Genomic DNA, 23,364 nt, shown 5'->3' with positions numbered 1-23,364 from the left:
GCCGTGTTGTTCTTGTTATGCGTGAGTCGATTCGTATTGTTCTTGTTATGGGTGTCGTACTGCTTGTTGTTTTTCTTGTACTAAGCATATAGCAGAAGCTGTGCCAACTTTTGCAAAGCCCCATAAACCGGGGCTTTGCGGTGATTGGCGGTTTTCCCGGAGCACAAAAAAGCCGGGCCTGCGTTACCGTAAGACCCGGCTTTTGTTACGTGAAGTGCTTGCGGTAACAGTTTGCACGCAGCCCTGTGCACCGCGTGCCAGAGCCTTGCGCAGCGCTTTACGTTTCGTTGGCCACACCCTTGCGACGCGGAATGCCCAGACGCTGACGGCGTTCCCACAGGCACTTGCGACTGACGCCCAGCTTGCGCGCCAGCTCGGTTTCGGTCATGTGGTCCTGATGCTCCAGAACAAAGTGCTGAAAGTAGTCTTCAAGCGACAGGTCTTCGGCCGGCTCGTTGCCTGTCGAGCTGGAAGAGCCTGGCAGCGGTGCCATGCCCATGTACTCATCGTCGTCCAGACCGTCCAGTTCGATGTCGATACCCAGCAGGTCGGCGGTGATTTCCGGGTTCTCGCAAAGGATCACTGAGCGTTCCACGGCGTTTTCCAGTTCGCGCACGTTGCCCGGCCAGCTGTAATGACGGATGGCCTGTTCGGCGTCGGGGGCAAACTTGAGGTCGTCGCGACCGACCTTGGCGCTCTGGCGCACGAGAAACGCACGGGCAATTTCCAGTATGTCGCTGCCACGCTCACGCAGGGCCGGCAGCTTCAGTGCTATGACGTGCAGGCGGTAGAACAGGTCTTCACGAAACTCGCCATTTTTGGCCAGCGTCTTGAGGTCCCGGTGGGTCGCGGCGATCAGGCGCACATCGACCTTCTGCGATTGCACCGAGCCGACGCGTCGAATTTCACCTTCCTGCAACACGCGCAGCAGGCGGGCCTGAGCTTCCAGCGGCAGTTCACCGATTTCATCGAGAAACAGCGTGCCGCCGTCGGCTGCTTCAACCAGGCCTGCACGGCCTGCGCTGGCACCGGTGAACGCGCCTTTTTCGTGACCGAACAATTCGGATTCGAACAGCGATTCCGGGATGGCCGCGCAGTTGACGGAAATCATCGGCGCCTTGGCGCGGCGCGACAGGTTGTGCAGCGCGCGGGCAACCAGTTCTTTACCGGTGCCCGACTCGCCCTGAACCAGAACGTTGGAGTCGGTCGGTGCCACTTTGCGAATCTTGCTGTAGAGATCGAGCATGGGGGGGCAGGAGCCAATGATGCCGATCTCGCCATTGTGGTTCTGCACTGCGGGAGTGTCGGCGCTGCTCGCCTTGGCGGCCAGCACGCTGCGCTCATCCTGGAGACTTTTGACGGTCTGGCGATCGCGCAGGATGCGCGAAACGGCCTGGAGCATTTCGTCGTGATCGAAAGGCTTGGCGATGTAGTCCACCGCGCCCATCTTCATTGAATCGACCGCCGAGCGCAGGCTGGCGTAGCTGGTCATGATCAGCACCGGTTTGCCTTCGCCCAGCTTGATCAGTTCGGTCCCCGGTGCGCCCGGCAAGCGCAGGTCGCTGACGATCAGATCAAACGAGGGAATGCTGAAGCGTTCCTGAGCCTCCTGAACGGAACCGGCTTCACTGACTTCATATTGATTGCGTTCAAGCAGGCGACGCAGGGCTGAGCGGATAATCGTTTCGTCTTCGACGATCAAAATATGCGGCATTGATTCAGTTCTCTCGACGGTCTCAGTTCGCGGTGGACGTCGCGTCGACATGGCGTGGCAAGGTCACCCGAATACGGGTACCACGCTGTTGCTCGGGATCTGCCGGGCTGTCGATGGTGATTTGTCCATAATGCTCTTCAACGATGGAATAGACCAGCGCAAGGCCAAGTCCGGTTCCCTCGCCAGGGTCCTTGGTGGTGAAGAACGGCTCGAACAATCTGTCCATGATTGCCTTTGAAATCCCACTGCCTTCGTCTTCGACGATGAGGTCCACAGTGTGCTCGGATGCTTCGCTTCTGACCCGCACGGCGCTGCCTGCCGGGGAAGCATCGCGCGCGTTGGAGAGCAGATTGATCAGCACCTGTGCCAACCGCTGCGGATCGCCAACGGCCCAATGCTCGGGGTTGCACAGGTTATAGAAGTGCACTTCGAAATTGCGCCGGTTAAGGGCCAGCAGACCAATGGCATCCTGGGCCACTTCGGCCAGACAGACGGCTTCGTCGCTGTGCTGGTGCGCGCCTGCGTGGGCGAAGCTCATCAGTGACTGAACGATGCGCGACACACGTTTGGTCTGCTCGAGGATCTGGCTGCTGATTTCTTTCAGTTCGCCGTCTTCTTCGCGCTCTTCACGCAGGTTCTGCGCAAGGCAGGCAATGCCGGTGATCGGGTTGCCAATCTCGTGCGCCACGCCTGCCGCCAGGCGGCCGATGCTGGCCAGGCGTTCCGAATGCACCAGTTTGTCTTCGAGCATCTGAGTGTCGGTGAGGTCTTCGACCAGCACGACCAGCCCGCTGTTGCCTGGCGCGAGTGGCTCGTTGATGGCCGCTTTGTGCAGGTTCAGCCAGCGGGTCTGCCCGTCCAGCCCGAGCTTCTGCTTGTGCAAATGCTCATCGGGAAGGCTGGTGAAACCGGTCAGCAGGCCTTTCCAGGGTTCGGCAATGGTGTCCAGGCGCGAGCCGACCACCCGTTGGGCGACGATTCCGGTCAGTTCTTCCATGGCCCGGTTCCACATCAGGATCTCCTGATCTTCGGCCAGCGAGCAGACGCCCATCGGTAGTTCTTGCAGCGTCTGACGGTGGTAGCGGCGCAAGGCGTCGAGCTAGGCGGCCAGGCCGGTCAGGCGCGAGTGGTAGTCCTCAAGCCGGCTTTCGATGAAATGTATGTCTTCAGTGACGTATTTTTCGCTGCCGGACTTGTACGGCAGGAAGGTTTCGACCATGTCCTGGGCGACGCTTGGCCCCATCAGCCCGGACAGGTTGGCTTCGATCCGGTCACGCAGGCGGCGCAACGCATAAGGGCGGCGCTCGTCGAACGGCAGATAGAGGTCGCGCAGCGCCTGTTCGACTTCTTTCTGTGCGGCTTTCGCGCCCAACGGCTTGGCCAGTTGGGTGGCGAACTCCTGAGGCGAAACCGCATGCAGCTCGCGGCGTTGCGGGCGACGCATGTTGTCGACGGCGCAGGCCTCGGCGGCGCTGACTTCTTCGGGGCTGGCGTTGGTGAACAGCGAGATCAGGGTAAACAGCAGCACGTTGGCTGCGAGCGACGCGATAGCTGCCATGTGCCAACTGGTGTCGTCCAGCACGTAGATCATGTTCAGCCAGGGAATATAGAAGCCTTGCAGATTGCCGATCAGCGGCAGCAACATGCTGACCGCCCAGACGCTGATCCCGGCCAGCAGGCCGGCAATGAAGCCACGCCGGTTGGCGGTCGGCCAGTACAGCACTGACAGCACGCCCGGCAGGAACTGCAGGGTTGCCACGAAAGCCACGATGCCCAGATTGGCCAGATCCTGTTGGGCGCCCAGCATCAGGTAGAAGCCGTAACCCAACGTGATAATCGCTACTATCAGGCCGCGTCGGGTCCACTTCAGCCAGCGATAGATATTGCCTTCAGCCGGTGGCTGATAAAGCGGCAGCACCAGGTGGTTGAGCGCCATGCCCGACAACGCCAGGGTGGTGACGATAATCAGCCCGCTGGCGGCCGAAAGCCCGCCGACATAGGCCAGCAAGGCCAGCGACTTGCTGTTGGCGGCGATACCGATTCCGAGGGTGAAATATTCCGGGCTGGTGGTGGCACCCAGCTTGAGCCCGGCCCACAGAATCAGCGGCACGGCCAGGCTGATCAACAGCAGGAACAGCGGCAACCCCCAACTGGCACTGACCAGCGAGCGCGGGTTGAGGTTTTCCGTGAAGGTCATGTGGTACATGTGCGGCATGACGATGGCTGAGGCGAAGAACACCAGTAGCAGCGTGCGCCATGGGCCTTCCTGCAACGGTGTGTGCAGCGAGGCGAGGGCGGTCTGATTCTGCAACAGCCACAACTCGAGCTGTTGCGGGCCGTCGAACACGCCATACAAGGCATACAGCCCGACGCCACCCATGGCGATCAGCTTGATCAGCGATTCAAAGGCGATGGCGAACACCAGGCCTTCGTGCTTCTCACGGGTTGCGATGTGTCGCGAGCCAAAGAAGATCGTGAACAGGGTGATCAACGCGCAAAATGCCACGGCGACGCGGTCTTGCACGGGTTCGCGGGTCAGGATGCCGATGGAGTCGGCCACGGCCTGAATCTGCAAGGCCAGCAACGGCAGCACGCCGATCAGCATGAACACCGTGGTCAGCGCGCCGGCCCAGGTGCTGCGAAAGCGGAAGGCGAACAGGTCGGCCAGCGATGACAACTGATAGGTGCGGGTAATTTTCAGGATCGGGTATAGCAGCACTGGCGCGAGCAGAAACGCCCCGGAAACCCCGAGGTAGCTGGACAGAAAGCCGTAGCCATACTGGTAGGCCAGACCGACCGTGCCGTAGAACGCCCAAGCGCTGGCGTATACACCGAGCGACAGGGTGTAGGTCAGAGGGTGGCGAATGATCCAGCGCGGAATCAGCCCGCGCTCGCTGATCCAGGCCACACCGAACAGCACCAGCAGATAAGCGGCGCTGACCAGCAGCATCTGCGTCAGGCTAAAGCTCATCGGCATCTCGCTGGCTCTGCAGAATGAAAGTCACCACGATCAGGATCAGCCACAGCATGTAGGGCCGATACCAGGCGCCGGTCGCGTCGATCCACCAGTCCATGATGGCCGGAGAAAACAGATAAATGCCTACCACCAGAAGCAAAACCAACCGGTAAATGTACATCTGGTCTCCCTGCGCTGGTAGATGAGGAGCGGCATGTTAACGGATGCCGGACAACCTGCAAGCATCCTTGCATCGCAGTTTGCAGCGACCGCTCTGGATCAGGCTATCCGGGCTTCTTCAATAGTGCGCTGTCGCGGTATGAGCGAAGCATTCCAGTGCCGGATACCCCAGGCAAGCACTTCTTGCGCGGTGCCATCGGCCATGTGCGCGTCGACCGGTTGCCCCAGTGCTCGCAGCGCCCGCAGCAGGAGCGGTGTCGCCTGATCGGCAGGCAAAGGCGGGGAGCGATAGGATTTACCGAGCTTGTGACCGTCCGGCTGGGTAATCAACGGTACATGCAGGTATCGCGGCTGGGGCAGGCCCAGCAATTCCTGCAGATACAAGTGGCGGGGGGTGGAGTCGAGAAGATCGGCACCGCGCACGATATCGGTGACACCTTGCCAGGCGTCATCGATGACGACGGCGAGTTGATAGGCATACAGACCGTCGCGCCTGCGGATCACGAAGTCGCCGCTTTCGCGCCCAAGGTGCATGTGGAATGTGCCCTGAACCCGGTCCTCGAAACGATACTCCAGCTCCGGCACGCGAATGCGGATAGCAGCGTTCTCCGCCGCATGCCCTGCATCGCGGCAGAAACCGGGGTACACGCCTTCAAAGGCCTCGAGCTGCTTGCGCGAGCAGGTGCAGGCATAGGCCAGGCCATGATTGAACCAGCGTTGAAGAATATCGGCGTAGGCGTCATGGCGCTCGCTTTGCCGGACCATCTCGCCGTCCCATTCAAAGCCATAGCGCTCGAGTGTTTCAAGAATCGCCACTTGCGCGCCAGCCACCTCGCGCGGAGGGTCGAGGTCTTCCATGCGCAACAGCCACTGACCGCCCACCGCACGGGCATCCAGATAAGACGCCAGCGCTGCGACCAGCGAGCCAAAATGCAGATAACCACTGGGAGTCGGCGCAAAGCGCCCGATATAGGCCGGTTTTTTCATGGGCGGGATGTTACGGGTGGCTAGCTTGAGTGGGCAAGCGAAACGCGGTGGGTCGCCACGTTATGCTGCAACACAACGCCATGCCCTGTGCGTCGTCACTGCCTATAAAAAAGCGCTTTTCTGTCGCGATGGCACTGACGACGCAGAGTGCGACGTAAGTGACGGCTGAGTCCTGTCGCTGATCCGGGGGATGCGAGGCAGGACGCCGAGCAAGCCGCACCGGGCCAAGGATGGCCCGTTGCGGCGACCCCCGGATCAGTGACAGGGCGAAGGAACCCGACGAAGTCGGGCCGGAAACGGAGCGGGGGGCTTTGCCTACTTTGGCCCCATCAAAGTAGGTCGCCGAGGGGCGAAAAGGTGACTCAAGTCGAGCCTGAATCTCAGGCATCCCAAGCTCAAGACCGGACGCGGAGCGTCCAGAACTGCATGCGACGCAGGGCGTCGGTACGATAATCCACGCTGGAGCGAGCACAAAAAAAGACGCCTAAGCGTCTTTTCTGGTTCAAGGCAGGCCTCAGGTCATTTACCGACCTGTTTTTCCTTGATTTCAGCAAGGGTCTTGCAATCGACGCACTGGTCGGCAGTCGGGCGTGCTTCGAGACGGCGGATGCCGATCTCTACGCCGCAGGATTCGCACCAGCCGTATTCTTCGTCCTTGATCAATTGCAGCGTCTTGTCGATCTTCTTGATCAGCTTGCGCTCGCGGTCACGGGCACGGAGTTCAAGGCTGAATTCCTCTTCCTGGCTGGCACGATCGGCCGGATCAGGGAAATTGGCAGCTTCGTCCTTCATGTGATCCACCGTTCGGTCGACCTCTTGCATCAAGTCCTGCTTCCACTTGTTCAGGATCTTGGTGAAGTGCGCGCGCATGGGCTCGCTCATGTACTCTTCGCCCTTTGTCGCTACATAGGGTTCAAAGCCGCCGATTAGATGGTTCTGTTGCTTTTCTGGGGTGGGCATGTATGGACCGCCTCTCACTCTTCTAATCAATTGCGCAGGATTGTTCCATCACCGACACCCGTCGGCCCTGCAGCTGCAAGCGGGCGAACTTACCAGATCAAATCGGAGTGCGCTACTCCCGGTTGTCGAGCATGAGGACCCGGTCTGCTCGCCGAGATGGCCATTTCGCATCTGCGCTTCACTTAAATGAACTCTAGCTGCTGTGGACCGTCGTAGCTTTCTTTTATCCAGTGTTCTACGACCGGTTTTTCACCCTGTGAACGCACCTCCGGGCAGGCGGTTAGGTAGAATCATGCGTCGTTGTCATGACAATCATGTTTTTGATGCTCGCGCCAATAAAGGAATACCCATGACCCAGCCCTACAGCGCTCGCAGTCGCGCCATCGAACCCTTTCATGTCATGGCGTTGCTGGCGCGTGCCAATGAGTTGCAGGCGGCAGGTCATGATGTCATTCACCTTGAAATTGGCGAGCCCGACTTCACTACCGCAGAGCCGATCATCAAGGCAGGACAGGCGGCGCTGGCAGACGGCAAGACCCGCTATACCGCCGCCCGCGGCCTGCCACAACTGCGCGAAGCGATTGCCGGGTTCTACGCCCAGCGCTACCAGCTCGATATCGATCCGCAGCGAATTCTGGTCACGCCGGGTGGCTCCGGAGCCCTGTTGCTGGCCAGCAGCCTGCTGGTCGATCCGGGCAAGCACTGGTTACTGGCCGATCCGGGTTACCCGTGCAATCGACACTTTTTGCGCTTGATCGAAGGCGAGGCGCAACTGGTGCCGGTCGGCCCGCAGGAACGTTATCAATTGACCCCCGAGCTGGTCGCGAGTCACTGGAACCCGAACAGCGTGGGCGCATTGGTGGCATCGCCCGCCAACCCCACCGGCACCCTGTTGACGCGTGATGAACTGGCGGCGCTGTCCAGCGCGCTCAAAGCCCGCAACGGTCACCTCGTGGTGGACGAGATCTACCACGGCCTGACCTATGGTGTGGACGCCAGCAGCGTGCTGGAGGTGGACAACGAAGCGTTCGTCCTTAATAGCTTTTCAAAATATTTCGGCATGACTGGCTGGCGCCTGGGGTGGCTGGTTGCGCCACCGGAGGCGGTGGCCGATCTCGAAAAACTGGCGCAGAACCTCTACATCAGTGCTCCTAGCATGGCGCAATATGCCGCGCTAGCGTGTTTCGAGCCGCAGACGCTGGCGATTCTGGAGCAGCGCCGCGCCGAATTCGGTCGTCGTCGGGATTTTCTTCTGCCAGCCCTGCGGGAACTGGGTTTCGGCATTGCCGTCGAGCCAGAAGGGGCGTTCTATTTGTATGCCGATATTTCAGCATTTGGCGGCGATGCCTTCGCGTTCTGCAAACATTTTCTGGAAACCGAGCACGTCGCCTTTACGCCCGGTCTGGACTTTGGCCGTTTCCAGGCGGGGCATCATGTACGGTTCGCTTACACGCAAAGCCTGCCACGCCTGGAGCAGGCGGTTGAGCGAATTGCTCGTGGCTTGCGTAGCTGGAGGGCCTGATGCGTTTTTTCCCAGAGCTCGAACAGGGTCGCCTGCTGGTGCGCTACAAGCGCTTTCTGGCTGATATCGAAACCGACAGCGGTGAGTTGCTGACCATTCACTGCCCCAACACCGGCTCGATGCTCAACTGCATGATGCCCGGTGGGCGGGTATGGTTCAGTCGCTCCAATGACCCCAAGCGCAAGCTGCCGGGCACTTGGGAAATCAGCGAGACGCCGCAAGGCCGCTTGGCCTGTATCAATACCGGACGGGCCAATACGCTGGTCGAAGAAGCATTGCGCGCCGGGGTGATCCGCGAACTTGAGGGGTTTACAGCGCTCAAGCGTGAGGTGGCCTACGGGCAGGAAAAAAGCCGTGTGGACTTTCGTCTGGAATACCCGGACGGCTACCTGTACCTGGAGGTAAAAAGTGTGACCCTGGGTTTCGCCGACTCTGCGGTGGCAGCGTTTCCCGACGCGGTCACCCAGCGTGGGGCGCGGCACCTTCGCGAACTGGCTACGCTGGCCCGTGAAGGCGTGCGAGCGGTGTTGCTGTACTGCGTCAATCTCACGGGCATAGAGGCTGTGCGCCCGGCCAAAGAGATCGACCCGGCGTACGCCGCTGCACTACGCGAAGCGGTCGATGCCGGCGTGCAGATCCTCGCGTATGGGGTGCAGTTGACGCCAGAAGCGGTATATATCGACCGGCGTCTCGAGGTGCACTGGCCGGATTGAGGCGAGGGCGCGGCATGGTCTGTCAGTTATCGTCGTCGGGCAGCGATGCCCAGATTCCCTCGCCATCCTCGCGGCATTCCAGCGCGGTCAATGATTGACCTTCGCAAGGCCCTGCTACGCATTCGCCGCTTTCGATCAAAAACAGCGCCCCGTGCATGGCGCACTGGATCAGGCTCGCGCTGCTGTCCAGAAACTGGTCTGGCTGCCATTCCAGCGCAATGCCTCGGTGTGGGCAGCGGTTTTTGTAGATGAACACTGTTCCCAAGCGACGTACCGCCAACAGCTTGTGTTCACCCAGCTCGAAACCTCTGCTCCGGGCTTCGGGCAGGTGACTCGATGCGCAAAGGAATTTCAAGACGCCTCCAGATGTTTTTTACGGCCGGTGCTCGGCCCGCTCAGTTTGACAGCTTATGCGGGCTGCTGCGCGCAAGCGCATCATGCGCATTGCCTAATCCGAGCGGAGTCGGACGTTTCCGGTATTTGCGTAGCTCTCTTCCCGCAGTGACCGGCCGGCGCTTGTTGGCGCGCCAAGCCCTATATCGTCCCGCTCATGGTTTAAGGAGCGCGATTACATGAAAGAACTGACGGCAGATGATGAGCGACTGGCGCGCAAGGCCATAGAGTTGCTGGAGCTGTTCGCCCTCAATATCGATGATACCGAGCAGCGTATTGTCGGTGTCTGCCAGCGCGCGTGGACGCCCGTGGGACCTGTCGCTGCCGTTTGTGTCCAGCAGCGCTTCGTGTGCCTGGCGCGAACGACCCTGGACCGCATGTACGCGAGGGATATAAAAGTGGTGGCCGTCGTCAACTTCCCGCATGGCGGCAGCAACGTCGATTTGGTGGCCTCCGAGGTGCGCTCAGCCCTGATGTCCGGGGCTGACGAAATCGATGTTGTCTATCCGTTCCGCGCGCTGCTGGGCGGTGACCGGCAGACCGGTATGGAATTGCTCGCTACCTGTGCGAAGTTATGCAGCGGACGCGCAACGTTGACGGCGACGCTTGAAACCGGTGACCTGCGTGACTCACAAATGATCCTCGACGCCTGTCGCGATGCGATTGCGTCGGGCGCTGACTTCATCAAGACCAGCACCGGCAAGGCAGCCGTTCATGTCACGCCACAGGCTGCACGGATCATGCTGGGAGCCCTGGCTGATGTCGGCGGGCAGGCCGGGCTCAAAGTCGCGGGCGGGCTTCGCACCTTTGAAGAGGCGCGCGCGTACATGGCTATGGCCCGTGGCCGTTTCGGGCCGCAGTGGGTCAATATCAGGCGGGTGCGGCTGGGTGGCTCCAGTTTGCTGGACGATTTGCTGGCAAGGCTGGGCCTGCTCGAAGCTAGCAGCAGCGGCTTTTGAGGGTTTGGTCGCTTTTCAGACAGGCAAAAAAAGACCCGGCAAAGAGCCGGGTCAAAAACCGTGATTAGCCTGATGAGGAGATAATCTGAAAGTCCGAACCAAGGTCTTTCAGTTACCGTCCAGTCTCGCGACCGGATGTGATAATCATAACGATTCTCATTTGTAAGTCAACATTTCTTTTGGACGGCTTCGGCGTGCTGGCGGTTGACTGGCCTTGAGCTGCAATTGACACAAACGGGTGGCGCCGCAGGCGGCTGACAAAGCGCAGAGGCTGCACATTCAGAAGGGATGCAGGAAGCAAGAGGGGTGGTGATCAGCAACACATCGCCAGCCCGTCATGCTTTGCGCATGCAGGCTGCAACGTTTTTACGGTTTCAGTTTCAGTGGCTGCGATAGCGCAGGCGCGTCCCGAAGTTTACCGACATCAGTATCTCGTCAGCCGAGAGCTCGGCCGGGAAGAATACGCCGGAGATCTGTGCGTGGGCGATGCTTGCACCTTCCATCGGGATATGGCGCAAGTCCAGGCCGCGAAGGTCGGCGGAGCGAAAGTAGGCGTCGGTGAAATCGATACCTGTTGTGTCCAGCGCGCGCAGGTCCAGCCCTCGAAAGTCGCCGCCGGTCATGTCGATCGTGCCGGTTCGCGGTTTTTCCTGATTGAAACCTTCGACATCATCCTGGCGCAGCAGCATATAAAGGGGTGAGTCGATCTGTTTGGGCTGGCTCATGATGGCCTCGTGCTTGTGATTGCGTTGGAATTATGGCGCCAGTATATCGCCATCACTGTCAGGCCGTGAAGCATTACCCGCTAAACGGCCATGCGTTGGTTTCAGAGACCTGGCAAACGTTGGCGCAGGTTGTCGACAAGGCTGTCCAGATCGCTGCCAATGTTGGTCGCCACTTTCTTGCTGCACAGAATTTCGTCTGCAGAAAGAAGCTCACGGCTGGCCTGTTGAGCCTCGATCACTTGCAGCGTTGCATCGGAAGGGTCGTTGTTCTGCGCCTGACGCTGCGCAAGCCAACTGGCAATCACCGCCTGTGGTGCTTCGCAATCGAGGATCAGAAACGGCACGCCGGTGTTTTCGGCTACTTTCGCGGCGGCATCGCGTTGCTCACGCTTGAGGTAAGTGGCGTCGATCACCACCGAGAAGCCGGCGCGCAACGTTTTGCCGGCCAGTTCATGAAGGCGTGCATAGGTTGCGCTGCTGGCCTCGTCGCCGTACAGGTCTTCGCCGCCCTCGGCAAACAAGCGCTTGCGCTCGATATCCGAACGCAGGCGGATCGCCCCCAGTGATTCCACCAGGCGCATGGCGACATGACTTTTGCCGACCGCAGAGACGCCGTGAGTAATGGTCAGAAACCGCGAAGGGATAGCGCTGTAGCTCTCGGCCAGATTGGCGTAGTTGCGATATTGGCGCAGTGTTGCCGCGCGTTGCACGCCGTCGGCGTCAGCAGGCTGGCTGAACAAAGCCACCTTGGCACGGACCATTGCGCGGTAGGCCTTGTAGAAATTCAACAGTTCCAGGCCGACGTAGTCGCCCGTCACTTCCAGATACTGGCTGACAAGGCGGCGGGAAAGCGATTTGAGGCCTCGGTCTTCAAGGTCCATTGCCAGAAAGCCGATGTCGGCATACACGTCGGTCTTGCGGAACGGCTCGTTGAATTCGATGCAGTCGAACAGCACAACCTTGCCGTCGATCACCGTGGCGTTGCCCAAATGGATGTCGCCATGGCATTCACGGATGAATCCATCGGCCTTGCGTTGAGCCAGCAGTGGCTTGAGGCGCTCAAAGCTCGACTCGGCCCACGCCTGCAGGGCATCGAGCTGCTCCAGATCTGATTTTTCGCTGATCAGTGGGCGAATCTGCTCAAAGTTCTGTACGACCGGAGCCATGACGCTGTCAGGCGAGCCCAGTTCGCTTTCTGCAGTGACATGTGGCGAATCGAGGTGGAAATCGGCGATCTGGCGTGCCAGTTCATCGATGTGCGCGGTGGTCAGCTCGCCATTGGCCTGCAACGTGCTCAGCAGGCCGTCCTGCGAGAACTGCTTCATCTTCAGGGCGTACTCGATGACCTCGCCGTCGCCGCCCAGTTGTGGTGCTTGGGCCGTGCCGGTGATCGGCAGGACTTCCAGATACATATCGTCGGTCAGGCGCTTGTTCAGGCGTAGCTCTTCCTGGCAGAAATGCTCGCGCAGGGCCAGCGTGGTGAAATCCAGAAAACCGAAGTTCATCGGCTTTTTGAATTTGTAGGCATAGGGACCCGTCAGCAGAACCCACGAAATGTGCGTTTCGATGACCTGAAAGCTCTCCACCGGATGAGGGAAGAGGGCAGGGTTCTGCAGGGCTGCGATCAAAGACTGGCTCACGGACGATCCTTCAGGAATGTGTTCAAAATGTAAGTACTTGATGCGGCTATTATGGCCGCTTGGCGCAAGGCTGCAAACCGCTGACTCGGGCGTCTGTCGATCCTCGGTAAAGTGCGTATAATCCGCGCCCATGACTCGATCCCGCACCTCTCGTTCCCCTAAAAAACAACCTCCCCGCAGCCTGAACAAGTGGCTGGGCTGGGCGTTGAAGCTCGGTATTGTCGGCCTGGTTCTGCTGGGCGGCCTGGCCATCTACCTTGATGCGATTGTTCAGGAGAAATTCTCCGGCAAGCGCTGGACCATTCCGGCCAAGGTTTATGCGCGGCCGCTGGAGCTGTTCGTCGGGCAGAAGCTGAGCCGCGATGACTTCCTTATTGAGCTCGACGCGCTGGGTTATCGCCGCGAAAGCGTGGCCAATGGCCCAGGTGCTGCGGCGGTTAATGGCAATACCGTCGATCTTAATACGCGTGGCTTCCAGTTCTACGAGGGCACGGACGCAGCACAGCAGGTGCGCGTACGTTTCGCTGGCGATTCGGTTGCCGACCTGTCTTCCGGCAACGGTGCCAAGCTTGCCGTGGCGCGGCTCGAGCCGTTGCTGATCGGTGGCTTGTACCCGAAAAATCTGGAAGACCGAATCCTCATCAAGCTTGATCAGGCACCGCCGTATCTGCTCGACGGGCTGGTGGCAGTAGAGGACCGGGATTTTTATCACCACTTCGGTGTGTCACCCAAGTCCATTGCCCGTGCGATCTGGGTCAATACCTCGCAGGGCCAGATGCGCCAGGGCGGCAGTACGCTGACTCAACAGTTGGTGAAGAACTTCTACCTGACCAACGAGCGCAGCCTGAGCCGCAAGCTGACTGAGGCGATGATGGCGGTCTTGCTGGAAATTCATTACAGCAAGCAGGAAATCCTCGAGGCTTATCTCAATGAAGTGTTCGTTGGCCAGGATGGTCAGCGCGCAGTTCATGGCTTTGGTCTGGCCAGTCAGTATTTCTTCAGTCAACCGCTATCCGAGCTGAAAATTCACCAGGTAGCGATGCTGGTCGGGCTGGTCAAAGGGCCGTCCTTCTACAATCCACGTCGCAACCCTGAACGTGCGATGGAGCGCCGCAACCTTGTACTCGATCTGTTTGAGCAGCAAGGCGTTGCCACGCCCGAAGTGGTGGCGGCGGCCAAGAAATTGCCACTGGGTGTGACCAAAACCGGCACGCTGGCTGACAGCTCGTTCCCGGCCTTCCTCGATCTGGTCAAGCGCCAGCTACGCGAAGACTACCGCGACGAAGACTTGACCGAAGAAGGGCTGCGGATCTTCACCAGCTTCGATCCGATTCTGCAGATGAAATCCCAGGCTGCCATGGACGACACGTTCAAAAAGCTGGCCGGGCGCAAGGGTGTCGATGAGGTAGAAGCGGGGATGGTCGTCACCAACCCGGAGACCGGCGAAGTGCAGGCGCTGATCGGTGGTCGCGAGGCGGGTTTCTCCGGTTTCAACCGGGCGATCGATGCGGTGCGGCCGATTGGTTCGCTGGTCAAGCCGGCTATTTACCTGACGGCGCTGGAGCGTCCAAGCCAATACACGCTGACCAGCTGGATTGCCGACGAACTCTTTCAGGTCAAGGGCGCTGATGGCCAGATCTGGAAGCCGCAGAACTACGATCACAAGTCCCATGGCAATATCTTTCTGTATCAGGGGCTGGCGCACTCTTACAACCTGTCGACTGCCAAGCTGGGTCTTGAGCTGGGCATTCCGACGGTCTTCAAGACACTGGCCAAACTGGGCGTGACCCGTGAGTGGCCTGCCTACCCGTCGATGCTGCTGGGCGCGGGCGGCTTGAGCCCGATGGAAGTCGCCACTATGTATCAGACCATCGCCAGTGGCGGGTTCAATACGCCGATGCGTGGCATCCGCAGTGTGCTGACTGCCGAAGGTGAGCCGCTCAAGCGTTATCCGTTCAAGATCGAGCAGCGTTTCGATCCGGGTGCCATTTATCTGGTGCAGAACGCGATGCAGCGGGTCATGCGTGAAGGCACGGGCAAATCTGTTTACAGCGTATTGCCGAGCTCGCTGAACCTGGCGGGCAAGACCGGCACCAGTAATGACTCGCGCGACAGCTGGTTCGCAGGTTTCAGTCAGGATCTGCTTGCCGTGGTGTGGATGGGTCGCGACGATAACGGTAAGACTCCGTTTACCGGCGCTACCGGTGCCTTGCAGGTCTGGACCAGCTTCATGCGCAAGGCCAACCCGCTGCCGCTCGACATGGCGATGCCGGACAACGTCGTTCAGGCGTGGGTCGATGCACAGACCGGTCAGGGTTCGGACGCCAGCTGCCCGAATGCAGTGCAGATGCCGTATATTCGCGGCAGTGAACCCCAGCCCGGCGCAACATGCGGCGGCGCTCCGGCACCTGCCACTGAGGTGATGGACTGGGTCAAGGGTTGGTTGAACTAGGCAATCGAGGTTTTCAAGTGAATAAATGGTGGATTCCAGCTTTAACGACACTGGCCTTGCTGAACGGCTGCGCCAGTGTGGAACGTGGCTCGATTCCGGTCGTGGATTCGAGCTCCAAGGTGTCCAATAGCGAGCGTGCAGCAGCGTCGCGCAACGGTACTTATCGAAGCACCGCCCCTGTTCAGCAACAGCCGCAAGCTGTACCGCAGGATAATGGCGTGGTGGTGATGGTGCCGGGCGCGGCGGGTGCGGGTGCAGGGGAAAGCTTCTCTGCACCGGCCAGTCAGGCCCCGTTCAGCGTCAATACGCCGCCTGTCGACGCAGCGCCTGTCAATCAGGCGCCGATCAATCCGGCTCCGGTGAATAACAGCTACAGCATGCCGGCTGCGTCTGCACCGACCGGGATCCCGTCCAGCGGCGGCGGTCTGTCTGAAGACGAACAGCTTGATGGCCCGGTACTGGCCTTGTTGACCACGGCGCAGCAACAGCAAGGCAGCGGCGACCTCAACGGTGCGTCCTCCAGCCTTGAGCGCGCCCAGCGTGTTGCGCCGCGCGAGCCTCAGGTGCTTTATCGTCTGGCCCAGGTGCGTCTGGCTCAGGGCGATGCCGCCCAGGCTGAACAATTGGCCCGTCGCGGTCTGACGTACGCCAATGGGCGTGCCAGCCTTCAAGCCAGCCTGTGGGGGTTGATCGCTCAGTCTCGCGAAAAGCAGGGTGATGCGGCCGGTGCTGCGCTGGCTCGTCAAAAGGCTCGCTGATGGACGTACGCTTACCTGAAGTTGCCGAGCAATTGCTGTTGATCGAGCGCGAATTGCGCACCCTGGGCTGGTGGGATGCCACACCGCCCAGCGAGCAGGCACTTGCCAGTCAGGAGCCGTTCAGCGTTGACACGCTTGAGTTTGCGCAGTGGCTGCAATGGATCTTCCTGCCGCGCATGAAGATCATTCTCGAAAACGACCTGCCGCTGCCCAATGCATCCGGCATTCTGGAAATGGCCGAGATGGTCTATGCCGGACGCCAGAGCGAGGCCCGGTTGCTGCAACAGCATCTGGCCCGATTCGATCAGTTGATTATTGCGGCACGCTGATCGTGTCGGCTAGCGACATAGCTCGCCAATGGCTTTCTCGGTTTCTTCGATACGCGTCTTGCGGTTTTCTTCCGTCAGACGCTTCGATTCGCCGCCTACCTGCTCGCGCACTCGCGGATTATTCTGCAGCTGCGCGAGATTGGTGCGCAGGGTCTCGCAGTTTTCCGCACGCTTAGCTTCCTGAGCCTTCACCTGACTTTTGACTTTCTGGTCGATGGCGCGCTGCTGTGCATCGCCATCGTCCACGGGCTTGCTCGGCGCAGAAGCGGGTGGCGGCTTCTGCACGTTGATTTCCTGAACCTGCTGGCCGGTCGGCGGCCGGGCATCGAAGTGCGTCACGCCCTGCGCGTCGACCCACTTGTAGATCGAGGCGGCCTGGCTGGTCGCGCTGATGGCCAGCGCGGCGGCGAGAATCTTCCAATGCATGTCGGGTCCCTGGAGGTTTGCACACACCGAAAACTACCATATCGGTGCGATTCAGTCCGAAATGGTGCGATTTCATAGGCTTGCTGTCGAGAAAGCTCACGGATGACTTGACTTGAGGTGGGGGAATCACAACAATCCAAAGTTCGCTGTAGAAGGACTGCCAGAAGCAGACCCTCTCGGTAGATCATGAGGCGCACACCCGCGCCGACCTGTAACACCCGCAACGCGTTACCTCGCGCTGGGTGGGAATGTTCCGCAACACTCAGGGACTTCCCAATACTTGCTCAGTCAGTGCTGACGTAGTCGGCGACCACCGTCGCTCATGCTCTGCTGGCAGTAAACCTATAAAGACCCGTCCCGGAGTGGGCGGTATTCTGGCGTTTTAGAGGTGAACAACGTGGAGCTTTTATCTGGCGCTGAAATGATCGTCCGCTTTTTGCGTGACGAAGGCGTTGAGCACATCTATGGGTACCCGGGTGGTGCCCTCCTGCATGTCTACGATGCCCTGTTCAAAGAACCGGCCGTCAGCCATATCCTTGTTCGTCACGAGCAGGCGGCTACGCACATGGCCGACGGCTATGCGCGCGCCACCGGCAAGGCGGGTGTGGTGCTGGTGACGTCCGGCCCTGGTGCAACCAATGCCATTACCGGTATCGCCACGGCGTATATGGACTCCATTCCGATGGTGGTTCTGTCCGGTCAGGTAGCGAGCACCCTGGTGGGCACCGACGCATTCCAGGAGACCGACATGATCGGTATCTCCCGGCCGATCGTGAAGCACAGCTTCATGATCAAGCACCCGTCGGAAATTCCGGAAATTCTGAAGAAGGCGTTCTACCTGGCGCAGTCCGGTCGTCCCGGCCCTGTGGTCGTGGATATTCCGAAAGACATGACCAACCCGGCCGAGAAATTCGAATACGTCTTTCCGAAAAAAGCCAAGCTGCGCTCCTACAGCCCTGCGGTCCGCGGTCATTCCGGCCAGATCCGCAAGGCTGTGGAAATGCTCCTGGCCGCCAAGCGTCCTATCATCTATGCCGGTGGCGGCGTGATCATGGGCAACGCTTCGGCGCAACTGACCGAGCTGGCTCAACTGCTCAATGCCCCGGTGACCAACACCCTGATGGGCCTGGGTTGCTATCCCGGCACCGATCGCCAGTTCGTCGGCATGCTCGGGATGCACGGCAGCTATACCGCCAACCTTGCGATGCACCACACCGACGTTATTCTGGCTGTCGGCGCGCGTTTCGATGACCGGGTGATCAATGGCGCGAGCAAGTTCTGCCCGAACGCCAAGATCATCCACATCGATATTGACCCTGCGTCGATCTCCAAGACCATCAAGGCTGACGTGCCTATCGTCGGCCCTGTCGAAAGCGTGCTGACCGAAATGGTCGCCACCCTGAAAGAAATCGGCGAAACGCCTGACAAGGCGTCGGTCGCTGCATGGTGGAAACAGATTGACGAGTGGCGCGGTAGCGGCGATCTGTTCCCGTACAACCGTGGCGATGGCACTGTCATCAAGCCGCAGGCGGTGATCGAAACACTGTGCGAAGTCACCAAGGGCGATGCCTATGTGACCTCCGACGTGGGTCAGCATCAGATGTTTGCTGCGCAGTACTACCGTTTCAACAAGCCGAACCGCTGGATCAACTCCGGCGGTCTGGGCACCATGGGCTTTGGCTTCCCGGCGGCGATGGGCGTCAAGCTGAGCTTTCCGGACGAGCACGTTGCCTGTGTGACCGGTGAAGGCAGCATCCAGATGAACATTCAGGAGCTTTCGACCTGTCTGCAATATGGCCTGCCGGTGAAGATCATTCTGCTCAATAACGGTGTGCTGGGCATGGTTCGCCAGTGGCAGGACATGAGCTACGGCGCGCGTCACTCGCATTCCTACATGGAATCGCTGCCTGACTTCGTCAAGCTGGTCGAGGCTTATGGCCACGTCGGCATGCGCATCACCGATTTGAAAGATCTCAAGCCGAAGATGGAAGAAGCGTTTGCCATGACTGACCGGCTGGTGTTCCTTGATATTCAGGTCGATGTGAGCGAGCACGTCTATCCGATGCAGATCAAGGACGGCTCCATGCGCGATATGTGGTTGAGCAAGACGGAGCGGACATAATCATGCGCCATATCATTTCGCTACTGCTGGAAAACGAACCGGGCGCGTTGTCTCGTGTAGTCGGTCTGTTCTCGCAGCGTAACTACAACATCGAGAGCCTGACGGTTGCGCCAACCGAAGACCCGACCCTGTCGCGTCTGACGCTGACCACCGTGGGCCATGATGAGGTGATCGAGCAGATCACCAAGAACCTCAACAAACTCATCGAGGTGGTCAAGCTGGTCGACCTGTCGGAGAGCGCTCACATCGAGCGTGAACTGATGCTGGTCAAGGTCAAGGCCACCGGCGCGCAGCGTGCCGAGATCAAACGCACCACGGATATCTTCCGCGGGCAGATCGTCGACGTGACCGCCAGCGTCTACACCGTGCAGCTGAGCGGCACGAGCGACAAACTGGACAGCTTCATTCAGGCCATCGGCACCGCCGCTATCCTGGAAACAGTACGCAGTGGCGTAACGGGCATTGCCCGTGGCGACAAAGTGCTGAGCATTTAAATCAATTAAGCAAATGGCCCGAACGGCCACGATAACAGGGGATTTCCATGAAAGTTTTCTACGACAAAGACTGTGACCTTTCGATCATCCAGGGCAAGAAAGTCGCCATCATCGGTTACGGTTCGCAGGGCCACGCTCAAGCGTGCAACCTGAAAGACTCCGGTGTTGACGTGACTGTCGGCCTGCGCAAGGGTTCGGCCACTGTCGCCAAGGCTGAAGCACACGGCCTGAAGGTGACTGACGTCGCTTCCGCCGTTGCTGCTGCCGACCTGGTCATGATCCTGACCCCGGACGAGTTCCAGTCCCAGTTGTACAAGAACGAAGTTGAGCCGAACCTGAAAAAAGGCGCAACACTGGCGTTCTCCCACGGTTTCGCGATTCACTACAACCAGGTTGTGCCGCGCGCTGACCTCGACGTGATCATGATCGCGCCGAAGGCTCCAGGCCACACCGTGCGTACCGAGTTCGTCAAAGGTGGCGGTATTCCTGACCTGATCGCTGTTTATCAGGATGCTTCCGGCAACGCCAAGAACGTTGCTCTGTCCTACGCTTCGGGTGTTGGTGGTGGCCGTACCGGCATCATCGAAACCACCTTCAAGGACGAGACTGAAACCGACCTGTTCGGCGAGCAGGCTGTTCTGTGTGGCGGTACTGTCGAGCTGGTCAAAGCCGGTTTCGAAACACTGGTTGAAGCGGGCTACGCGCCAGAAATGGCTTACTTCGAGTGCCTGCACGAGCTGAAGCTGATCGTTGACCTCATGTACGAAGGCGGCATCGCCAACATGAACTACTCGATCTCCAACAATGCCGAGTACGGCGAGTACGTGACTGGCCCTGAGGTCATCAACGCTGAATCCCGTCAGGCCATGCGCAACGCTCTGAAGCGCATCCAGGACGGTGAATACGCGAAGATGTTCATCACCGAAGGCGCTACCGGCTACCCATCGATGACCGCCAAGCGTCGTAACAACGCTGAGCACGGCATCGAAGTCATCGGCGAGAAACTGCGTTCGATGATGCCTTGGATCGCAGCGAACAAAATCGTCGACAAAGACAAGAACTAAGTTTTTGCTTCACAAAAAAACGCGGCCAATCGGTCGCGTTTTTTCGTTATGTGTCAGGCTCTGGTATAAAGCTGCATCGTTTGCCGGCGAACCCTCGCGGCAGGCCTCTGTCGAACCTTTTCATGCTGTTGCAAGGTAATCTCCATGAGCGAACGTCCCGAGGAGCCCAACAAGGCCTCCGACGCTGAAAGTCTGCTACCCATCGATGAACATGTAGAAGAAGGGCATGACGCCGAAGGCCGTCAGGTCCGGCATCGCGGTATCTATCTGCTGCCCAACCTGTTTACCACCGCGAATCTGTTTGCGGGTTTCTACTCCATCATCAGTTCCATGAGCGCGCAAAGCGCGATGAGTGCCGGTGATAGCGCCGCTGCGAGCAAGTATTTCGCGTTCGCGGCGATTGCGATCTTCGTCGCCATGGTCCTCGATGGGCTGGATGGTCGCGTTGCGCGCATGACCAACACCCAGAGCGCATTTGGCGCCGAGTACGATTCCCTGTCCGACATGGTTGCCTTTGGTGTCGCACCGGCGCTGCTGGCATTTGGCTGGGCGCTGGGGGACATGGGCAAGGTTGGCTGGATGGTCGCCTTCATCTATGTGGCCGGCGCGGCGTTGCGTCTGGCGCGCTTCAACACCCAGGTCGGCAAGGCTGACAAGCGCTACTTCATCGGTCTGGCCAGCCCGGCGGCGGCAGGTGTTGTTGCCGGTACGGTCTGGGCGTTTAGCGATTTCGGGATTCAGGGTTCCAAGCTGTCGTTTCTGGTGGCCTTGCTGGTCGCTGCAGCCGGCATGCTGATGGTCAGTAACATCAAGTACAACAGCTTCAAGGAACTGGACCTGAAAGGGCGCGTACCTTTTGTTGCGATTCTGGCCGTGGTGCTGGTGTTTGCCGTGGTATTCAGCGACCCGCCGCGCATTCTGCTGCTGATATTCCTAGCCTACGCCCTGTCCGGACCGATTCAGTATCTATTGCGTCGCCATAAAGCCTCACAATGATCTAATTTCCACCATACTCCGTAGTCTATTGGTGCATCAGTTCCCCTTAGGCTGCGGAGTCATCATGCTAATCAAGCTTCCTTCTGCGTCGGGCTCCAAAGAGTCGGACGTCACGCCTGAATCCATCTACCTCTCGCGACGTACATTGCTCGCCAGCTCGCTTGCTGGTCTGGCCGTCACGGCGCTGCCACGTTGGGCAAGCGCTGCAGACGCGTCCCGCTACGCCGATGTCGAGGCCGGGAAAGCACCGGGCTGGTTTGCCGACAAACTCCCCTCTACTCAATGGCAGGCGGTCACCGTCAAGGACGAGGCGATCACGCCGTTCAAGGATGCGACCCACTACAACAACTTCTATGAATTCGGCACCGACAAGGGCGATCCGGCGAAGAATGCTGGTTCCTTGAAGACCGAGCCGTGGACGGTGGTAATTGACGGCGAAGTCGGCAAGCCGGGCCGCTATGCGCTTGAAGACTTCATGAAGCCTTATCAGTTGGAGGAACGGATCTACCGACTGCGCTGCGTCGAAGCCTGGTCGATGGTGATTCCCTGGATAGGCTTTCCGATCTCGGCACTGCTCAAGCAGGTAGAACCGACCTCCAAAGCCAGATACATCCGCTTTGAAACGCTCGAAGACGCCAAGTCCATGCCCGGCCAGCGCTCGGATTTCGCCCTGATCGATTGGCCCTACGTAGAAGGGCTACGTCTGGACGAGGCGATGAACCCGCTGGCGATTCTTGCGGTGGGCATGTACGGGCGTGAATTGCCTAATCAGAACGGCGCGCCGCTGCGTCTTGTAGTGCCGTGGAAGTATGGCTTCAAGAGTGTGAAGTCCATCGTGCGTATCAGTCTGGTCAGCGAGCAGCCTAAGACGACATGGCAGAGCATTGCGGCCAACGAATATGGCTTCTATGCCAACGTCAATCCAATGGTCGACCACCCGCGCTGGACCCAGGCCCGTGAGCGCCGCTTGCCAAGTGGCCTGTTCAGCCCGAATCTGCGCGAAACGAAGATGTTCAACGGCTATGAGGAGGAGGTCGGCTCCTTGTATGCCGGGATGAATTTGCGGAAGGACTATTGATGCGCTATCCGTTTTGGCGTCTGGCTGTTTTTCTCGCTGCCTGTGTTGCGCCGGTCTGGTGGCTCTATCAGGCATGGATCTTTGCTCTGGGGCCTGATCCTGGAAAGGTCCTGGTAGAGAACTTCGGGCTCGCGACCTTGGTGATGCTGCTGATTGCCCTGGCCATGACGCCTTTGCAGCGTCTGACCGGCTGGCCGGGATGGATCGTTGTGCGTCGTCAGCTGGGGTTGTGGTGTTTTGCTTATGTAGTGCTGCACATGACGATGTATGCGCTGTTCATCCTTGGGCTGGATTGGGGGCAGTTGGGTGTGGAGCTGGTCAAGCGTCCTTATATTATCGTGGGTGCGCTGGCGTTCCTCGGCCTGCTGGCGTTGGCGGTCACTTCCAATCGTTATAGCCAGCGCCGCCTGGGCAGTCGTTGGAAAAAGCTGCACCGGCTTGTTTATGTCATTCTGGGGCTGGGTTTGCTGCATATGTTCTGGATTGTCAGGGCCGACCTTAAAGAGTGGGCGCTGTATGCAGGTATAGGTGCGATCTTGTTGCTACTGAGAGTCCCAATGATTGCTCGGCGAATCCCGCGTCTTGGAGGTGCTGCGAAGGCAGGGTCGATAAAAGTTCAAAATAACGGTTGACGCGCTCTGTGAGGTGTCTATAATTCGCCCCACTTCCGGCGCAGACGGAAACGAAAAAGCCTTGTAGATCAATGATTTACAAGGGTTTAACGAAAAGAGTCAGCGAGGAAGGAGGTCGGGTCTGGATTGATCGACAGCGGTGAGAAAAAAGAGTTTGACACGCGGTTGTAACGCTGTAGAATTCGCCTCCCGCTGATGAGCAACCCAGAGTTGATCGAAGCGCAAGTGGTTGAAGTTGCAAAGGAAACTTTGAAAGCTTCTGAA

The 23,364-nt window shown here is 59.2% G+C and carries 20 protein-coding genes and 1 pseudogene; 12 read left to right on the top strand and 9 right to left on the bottom strand.

All coding sequences use genetic code 11. From position 1 onward, the window contains the following. Positions 1-277: 277 nt before the first annotated feature. The 5 genes and pseudogenes from QRN38_RS18035 to dksA form a co-directional block, all read right to left on the bottom strand. Complete coding sequence (locus tag QRN38_RS18035; RefSeq protein ID WP_285362447.1) at positions 278-1,714, bottom strand: sigma-54-dependent transcriptional regulator; 1,437 nt, start codon at positions 1,712-1,714, stop codon at positions 278-280. A gap of 22 nt (positions 1,715-1,736) precedes the next feature. Beyond that, positions 1,737-4,691: pseudogene (locus QRN38_RS18030) on the bottom strand (sensor histidine kinase). After that, positions 4,675-4,851, bottom strand: a complete 177-nt coding sequence (locus QRN38_RS18025; protein ID WP_002552060.1) for a hypothetical protein — start codon at positions 4,849-4,851, stop codon at positions 4,675-4,677. Before QRN38_RS18025 ends, QRN38_RS18030 begins: the two are co-directional and overlap by 17 nt. Positions 4,852-4,949: 98 nt before the next feature. Continuing rightward, positions 4,950-5,837 carry a tRNA glutamyl-Q(34) synthetase GluQRS gene (gene gluQRS, locus QRN38_RS18020; RefSeq protein WP_007246099.1) on the bottom strand — a complete coding sequence of 296 codons (888 nt, stop codon included), beginning with the start codon at positions 5,835-5,837 and terminating at the stop codon, positions 4,950-4,952. A 519-nt stretch (positions 5,838-6,356) separates the two neighbouring features. Further along, entirely contained in the window at positions 6,357-6,797 is a 441-nt protein-coding gene (gene dksA, locus QRN38_RS18015; RefSeq protein ID WP_005614892.1) for an RNA polymerase-binding protein DksA, read from the bottom strand. Between the two features lie 349 nt (positions 6,798-7,146). Here dksA and QRN38_RS18010 point away from each other — a divergent pair, with 349 nt between their 5' ends. After that, positions 7,147-8,319 carry a pyridoxal phosphate-dependent aminotransferase gene (locus tag QRN38_RS18010; RefSeq protein WP_057418283.1) on the top strand — a complete coding sequence of 391 codons (1,173 nt, stop codon included), beginning with the start codon at positions 7,147-7,149 and terminating at the stop codon, positions 8,317-8,319. Then, positions 8,319-9,032: a DNA/RNA nuclease SfsA gene (sfsA, locus tag QRN38_RS18005; RefSeq protein ID WP_054090569.1), complete on the top strand. Its 714-nt coding sequence runs from the start codon at positions 8,319-8,321 to the stop codon at positions 9,030-9,032. Before QRN38_RS18010 ends, sfsA begins: the two co-directional genes overlap by 1 nt. Before the next feature lie 22 nt (positions 9,033-9,054). Here sfsA and QRN38_RS18000 read toward each other — a convergent pair whose 3' ends face one another. Then, the gene (locus tag QRN38_RS18000; RefSeq protein ID WP_007246097.1) at positions 9,055-9,387 is read right to left on the bottom strand and encodes a Rieske (2Fe-2S) protein; all 333 of its coding nucleotides are present in this window, start codon (positions 9,385-9,387) and stop codon (positions 9,055-9,057) included. A 217-nt stretch (positions 9,388-9,604) separates the two neighbouring features. Between QRN38_RS18000 and deoC the strand changes: the two genes are divergently transcribed. After that, complete coding sequence (gene deoC, locus QRN38_RS17995; protein WP_005770502.1) at positions 9,605-10,384, top strand: deoxyribose-phosphate aldolase; 780 nt, start codon at positions 9,605-9,607, stop codon at positions 10,382-10,384. Positions 10,385-10,764: 380 nt separating this feature from the next. Here deoC and QRN38_RS17990 read toward each other — a convergent pair whose 3' ends face one another. Both QRN38_RS17990 and QRN38_RS17985 read right to left on the bottom strand, forming a co-directional pair. Then, positions 10,765-11,109 (bottom strand): pentapeptide repeat-containing protein, encoded by a 345-nt coding sequence (locus QRN38_RS17990; protein ID WP_007246096.1) that lies wholly within the window; start codon positions 11,107-11,109, stop codon positions 10,765-10,767. A 101-nt stretch (positions 11,110-11,210) separates the two neighbouring features. Beyond that, the gene (locus QRN38_RS17985; protein ID WP_057418282.1) at positions 11,211-12,749 is read right to left on the bottom strand and encodes a bifunctional aminoglycoside phosphotransferase/ATP-binding protein; all 1,539 of its coding nucleotides are present in this window, start codon (positions 12,747-12,749) and stop codon (positions 11,211-11,213) included. A gap of 130 nt (positions 12,750-12,879) precedes the next feature. Between QRN38_RS17985 and mrcB the strand changes: the two genes are divergently transcribed. The 3 genes from mrcB to QRN38_RS17970 are packed head-to-tail and all read left to right on the top strand — an operon-like array spanning position 12,880 to position 16,288. After that, positions 12,880-15,201 (top strand): penicillin-binding protein 1B, encoded by a 2,322-nt coding sequence (gene mrcB / locus QRN38_RS17980; protein ID WP_005614914.1) that lies wholly within the window; start codon positions 12,880-12,882, stop codon positions 15,199-15,201. A gap of 56 nt (positions 15,202-15,257) precedes the next feature. Further along, positions 15,258-15,959: a tetratricopeptide repeat protein gene (locus tag QRN38_RS17975; protein WP_010201647.1), complete on the top strand. Its 702-nt coding sequence runs from the start codon at positions 15,258-15,260 to the stop codon at positions 15,957-15,959. After that, positions 15,959-16,288 carry a YqcC family protein gene (locus QRN38_RS17970; protein ID WP_005770497.1) on the top strand — a complete coding sequence of 110 codons (330 nt, stop codon included), beginning with the start codon at positions 15,959-15,961 and terminating at the stop codon, positions 16,286-16,288. Before QRN38_RS17975 ends, QRN38_RS17970 begins: the two co-directional genes overlap by 1 nt. A gap of 9 nt (positions 16,289-16,297) precedes the next feature. On the opposite strand, the gene QRN38_RS17965 is transcribed toward QRN38_RS17970, so the two are convergent. Continuing rightward, entirely contained in the window at positions 16,298-16,714 is a 417-nt protein-coding gene (locus QRN38_RS17965; protein ID WP_005770496.1) for a DUF4124 domain-containing protein, read from the bottom strand. Between the two features lie 397 nt (positions 16,715-17,111). On the opposite strand from QRN38_RS17965, the gene QRN38_RS17960 reads away from it, so the two are divergent. The 6 genes from QRN38_RS17960 to msrQ all read left to right on the top strand — a co-directional run bounded on the left by QRN38_RS17960 (position 17,112) and on the right by msrQ (position 23,100). Continuing rightward, on the top strand, positions 17,112-18,836 hold the full coding sequence (locus QRN38_RS17960; protein WP_007246092.1) for an acetolactate synthase 3 large subunit: 1,725 nt from the start codon (positions 17,112-17,114) through the stop codon (positions 18,834-18,836). A gap of 2 nt (positions 18,837-18,838) precedes the next feature. Next, positions 18,839-19,330 (top strand): acetolactate synthase small subunit, encoded by a 492-nt coding sequence (gene ilvN / locus QRN38_RS17955; protein WP_002552075.1) that lies wholly within the window; start codon positions 18,839-18,841, stop codon positions 19,328-19,330. Between the two features lie 47 nt (positions 19,331-19,377). After that, entirely contained in the window at positions 19,378-20,394 is a 1,017-nt protein-coding gene (gene ilvC, locus QRN38_RS17950) for a ketol-acid reductoisomerase (protein WP_005614924.1), read from the top strand. A 144-nt stretch (positions 20,395-20,538) separates the two neighbouring features. Beyond that, the gene (gene pssA / locus QRN38_RS17945) at positions 20,539-21,390 is read left to right on the top strand and encodes a CDP-diacylglycerol--serine O-phosphatidyltransferase (RefSeq protein ID WP_005770492.1); all 852 of its coding nucleotides are present in this window, start codon (positions 20,539-20,541) and stop codon (positions 21,388-21,390) included. 64 nt (positions 21,391-21,454) lie between these two features. Further along, entirely contained in the window at positions 21,455-22,468 is a 1,014-nt protein-coding gene (gene msrP / locus QRN38_RS17940) for a protein-methionine-sulfoxide reductase catalytic subunit MsrP (protein ID WP_057418281.1), read from the top strand. Then, on the top strand, positions 22,468-23,100 hold the full coding sequence (msrQ, locus tag QRN38_RS17935; RefSeq protein WP_024665908.1) for a protein-methionine-sulfoxide reductase heme-binding subunit MsrQ: 633 nt from the start codon (positions 22,468-22,470) through the stop codon (positions 23,098-23,100). Before msrP ends, msrQ begins: the two co-directional genes overlap by 1 nt. The last annotated feature ends 264 nt before the right edge of the window (positions 23,101-23,364 follow it).

Source organism: Pseudomonas sp. CFBP2511, assembly GCF_030209255.1.
Taxonomy (GTDB): Bacteria; Pseudomonadota; Gammaproteobacteria; order Pseudomonadales; family Pseudomonadaceae; genus Aquipseudomonas; species Aquipseudomonas avellanae.
This window is presented reverse-complemented; position numbering and strand designations above follow the sequence as displayed.

Excerpts from the sequence above, each read along its gene's own strand:
- msrQ (WP_024665908.1), top strand. The coding sequence starts at position 22,468 with ATGCGCTATCCGTTTTGGCGTCTGGCTGTTTTTCTCGCTGCCTGTGTT.
- QRN38_RS17990 (WP_007246096.1), bottom strand. The coding sequence starts at position 11,109 with ATGAGCCAGCCCAAACAGATCGACTCACCCCTTTATATGCTGCTGCGC.
- QRN38_RS18035 (WP_285362447.1), bottom strand. The coding sequence starts at position 1,714 with ATGCCGCATATTTTGATCGTCGAAGACGAAACGATTATCCGCTCAGCC.
- pssA (WP_005770492.1), top strand. The coding sequence starts at position 20,539 with ATGAGCGAACGTCCCGAGGAGCCCAACAAGGCCTCCGACGCTGAAAGT.
- sfsA (WP_054090569.1), top strand. The coding sequence starts at position 8,319 with ATGCGTTTTTTCCCAGAGCTCGAACAGGGTCGCCTGCTGGTGCGCTAC.
- ilvN (WP_002552075.1), top strand. The coding sequence starts at position 18,839 with ATGCGCCATATCATTTCGCTACTGCTGGAAAACGAACCGGGCGCGTTG.
- mrcB (WP_005614914.1), top strand. The coding sequence starts at position 12,880 with ATGACTCGATCCCGCACCTCTCGTTCCCCTAAAAAACAACCTCCCCGC.
- dksA (WP_005614892.1), bottom strand. The coding sequence starts at position 6,797 with ATGCCCACCCCAGAAAAGCAACAGAACCATCTAATCGGCGGCTTTGAA.
- deoC (WP_005770502.1), top strand. The coding sequence starts at position 9,605 with ATGAAAGAACTGACGGCAGATGATGAGCGACTGGCGCGCAAGGCCATA.
- msrP (WP_057418281.1), top strand. The coding sequence starts at position 21,455 with ATGCTAATCAAGCTTCCTTCTGCGTCGGGCTCCAAAGAGTCGGACGTC.
- QRN38_RS17970 (WP_005770497.1), top strand. The coding sequence starts at position 15,959 with ATGGACGTACGCTTACCTGAAGTTGCCGAGCAATTGCTGTTGATCGAG.
- QRN38_RS17965 (WP_005770496.1), bottom strand. The coding sequence starts at position 16,714 with ATGCATTGGAAGATTCTCGCCGCCGCGCTGGCCATCAGCGCGACCAGC.
- QRN38_RS18010 (WP_057418283.1), top strand. The coding sequence starts at position 7,147 with ATGACCCAGCCCTACAGCGCTCGCAGTCGCGCCATCGAACCCTTTCAT.
- QRN38_RS18025 (WP_002552060.1), bottom strand. The coding sequence starts at position 4,851 with ATGTACATTTACCGGTTGGTTTTGCTTCTGGTGGTAGGCATTTATCTG.
- ilvC (WP_005614924.1), top strand. The coding sequence starts at position 19,378 with ATGAAAGTTTTCTACGACAAAGACTGTGACCTTTCGATCATCCAGGGC.
- gluQRS (WP_007246099.1), bottom strand. The coding sequence starts at position 5,837 with ATGAAAAAACCGGCCTATATCGGGCGCTTTGCGCCGACTCCCAGTGGT.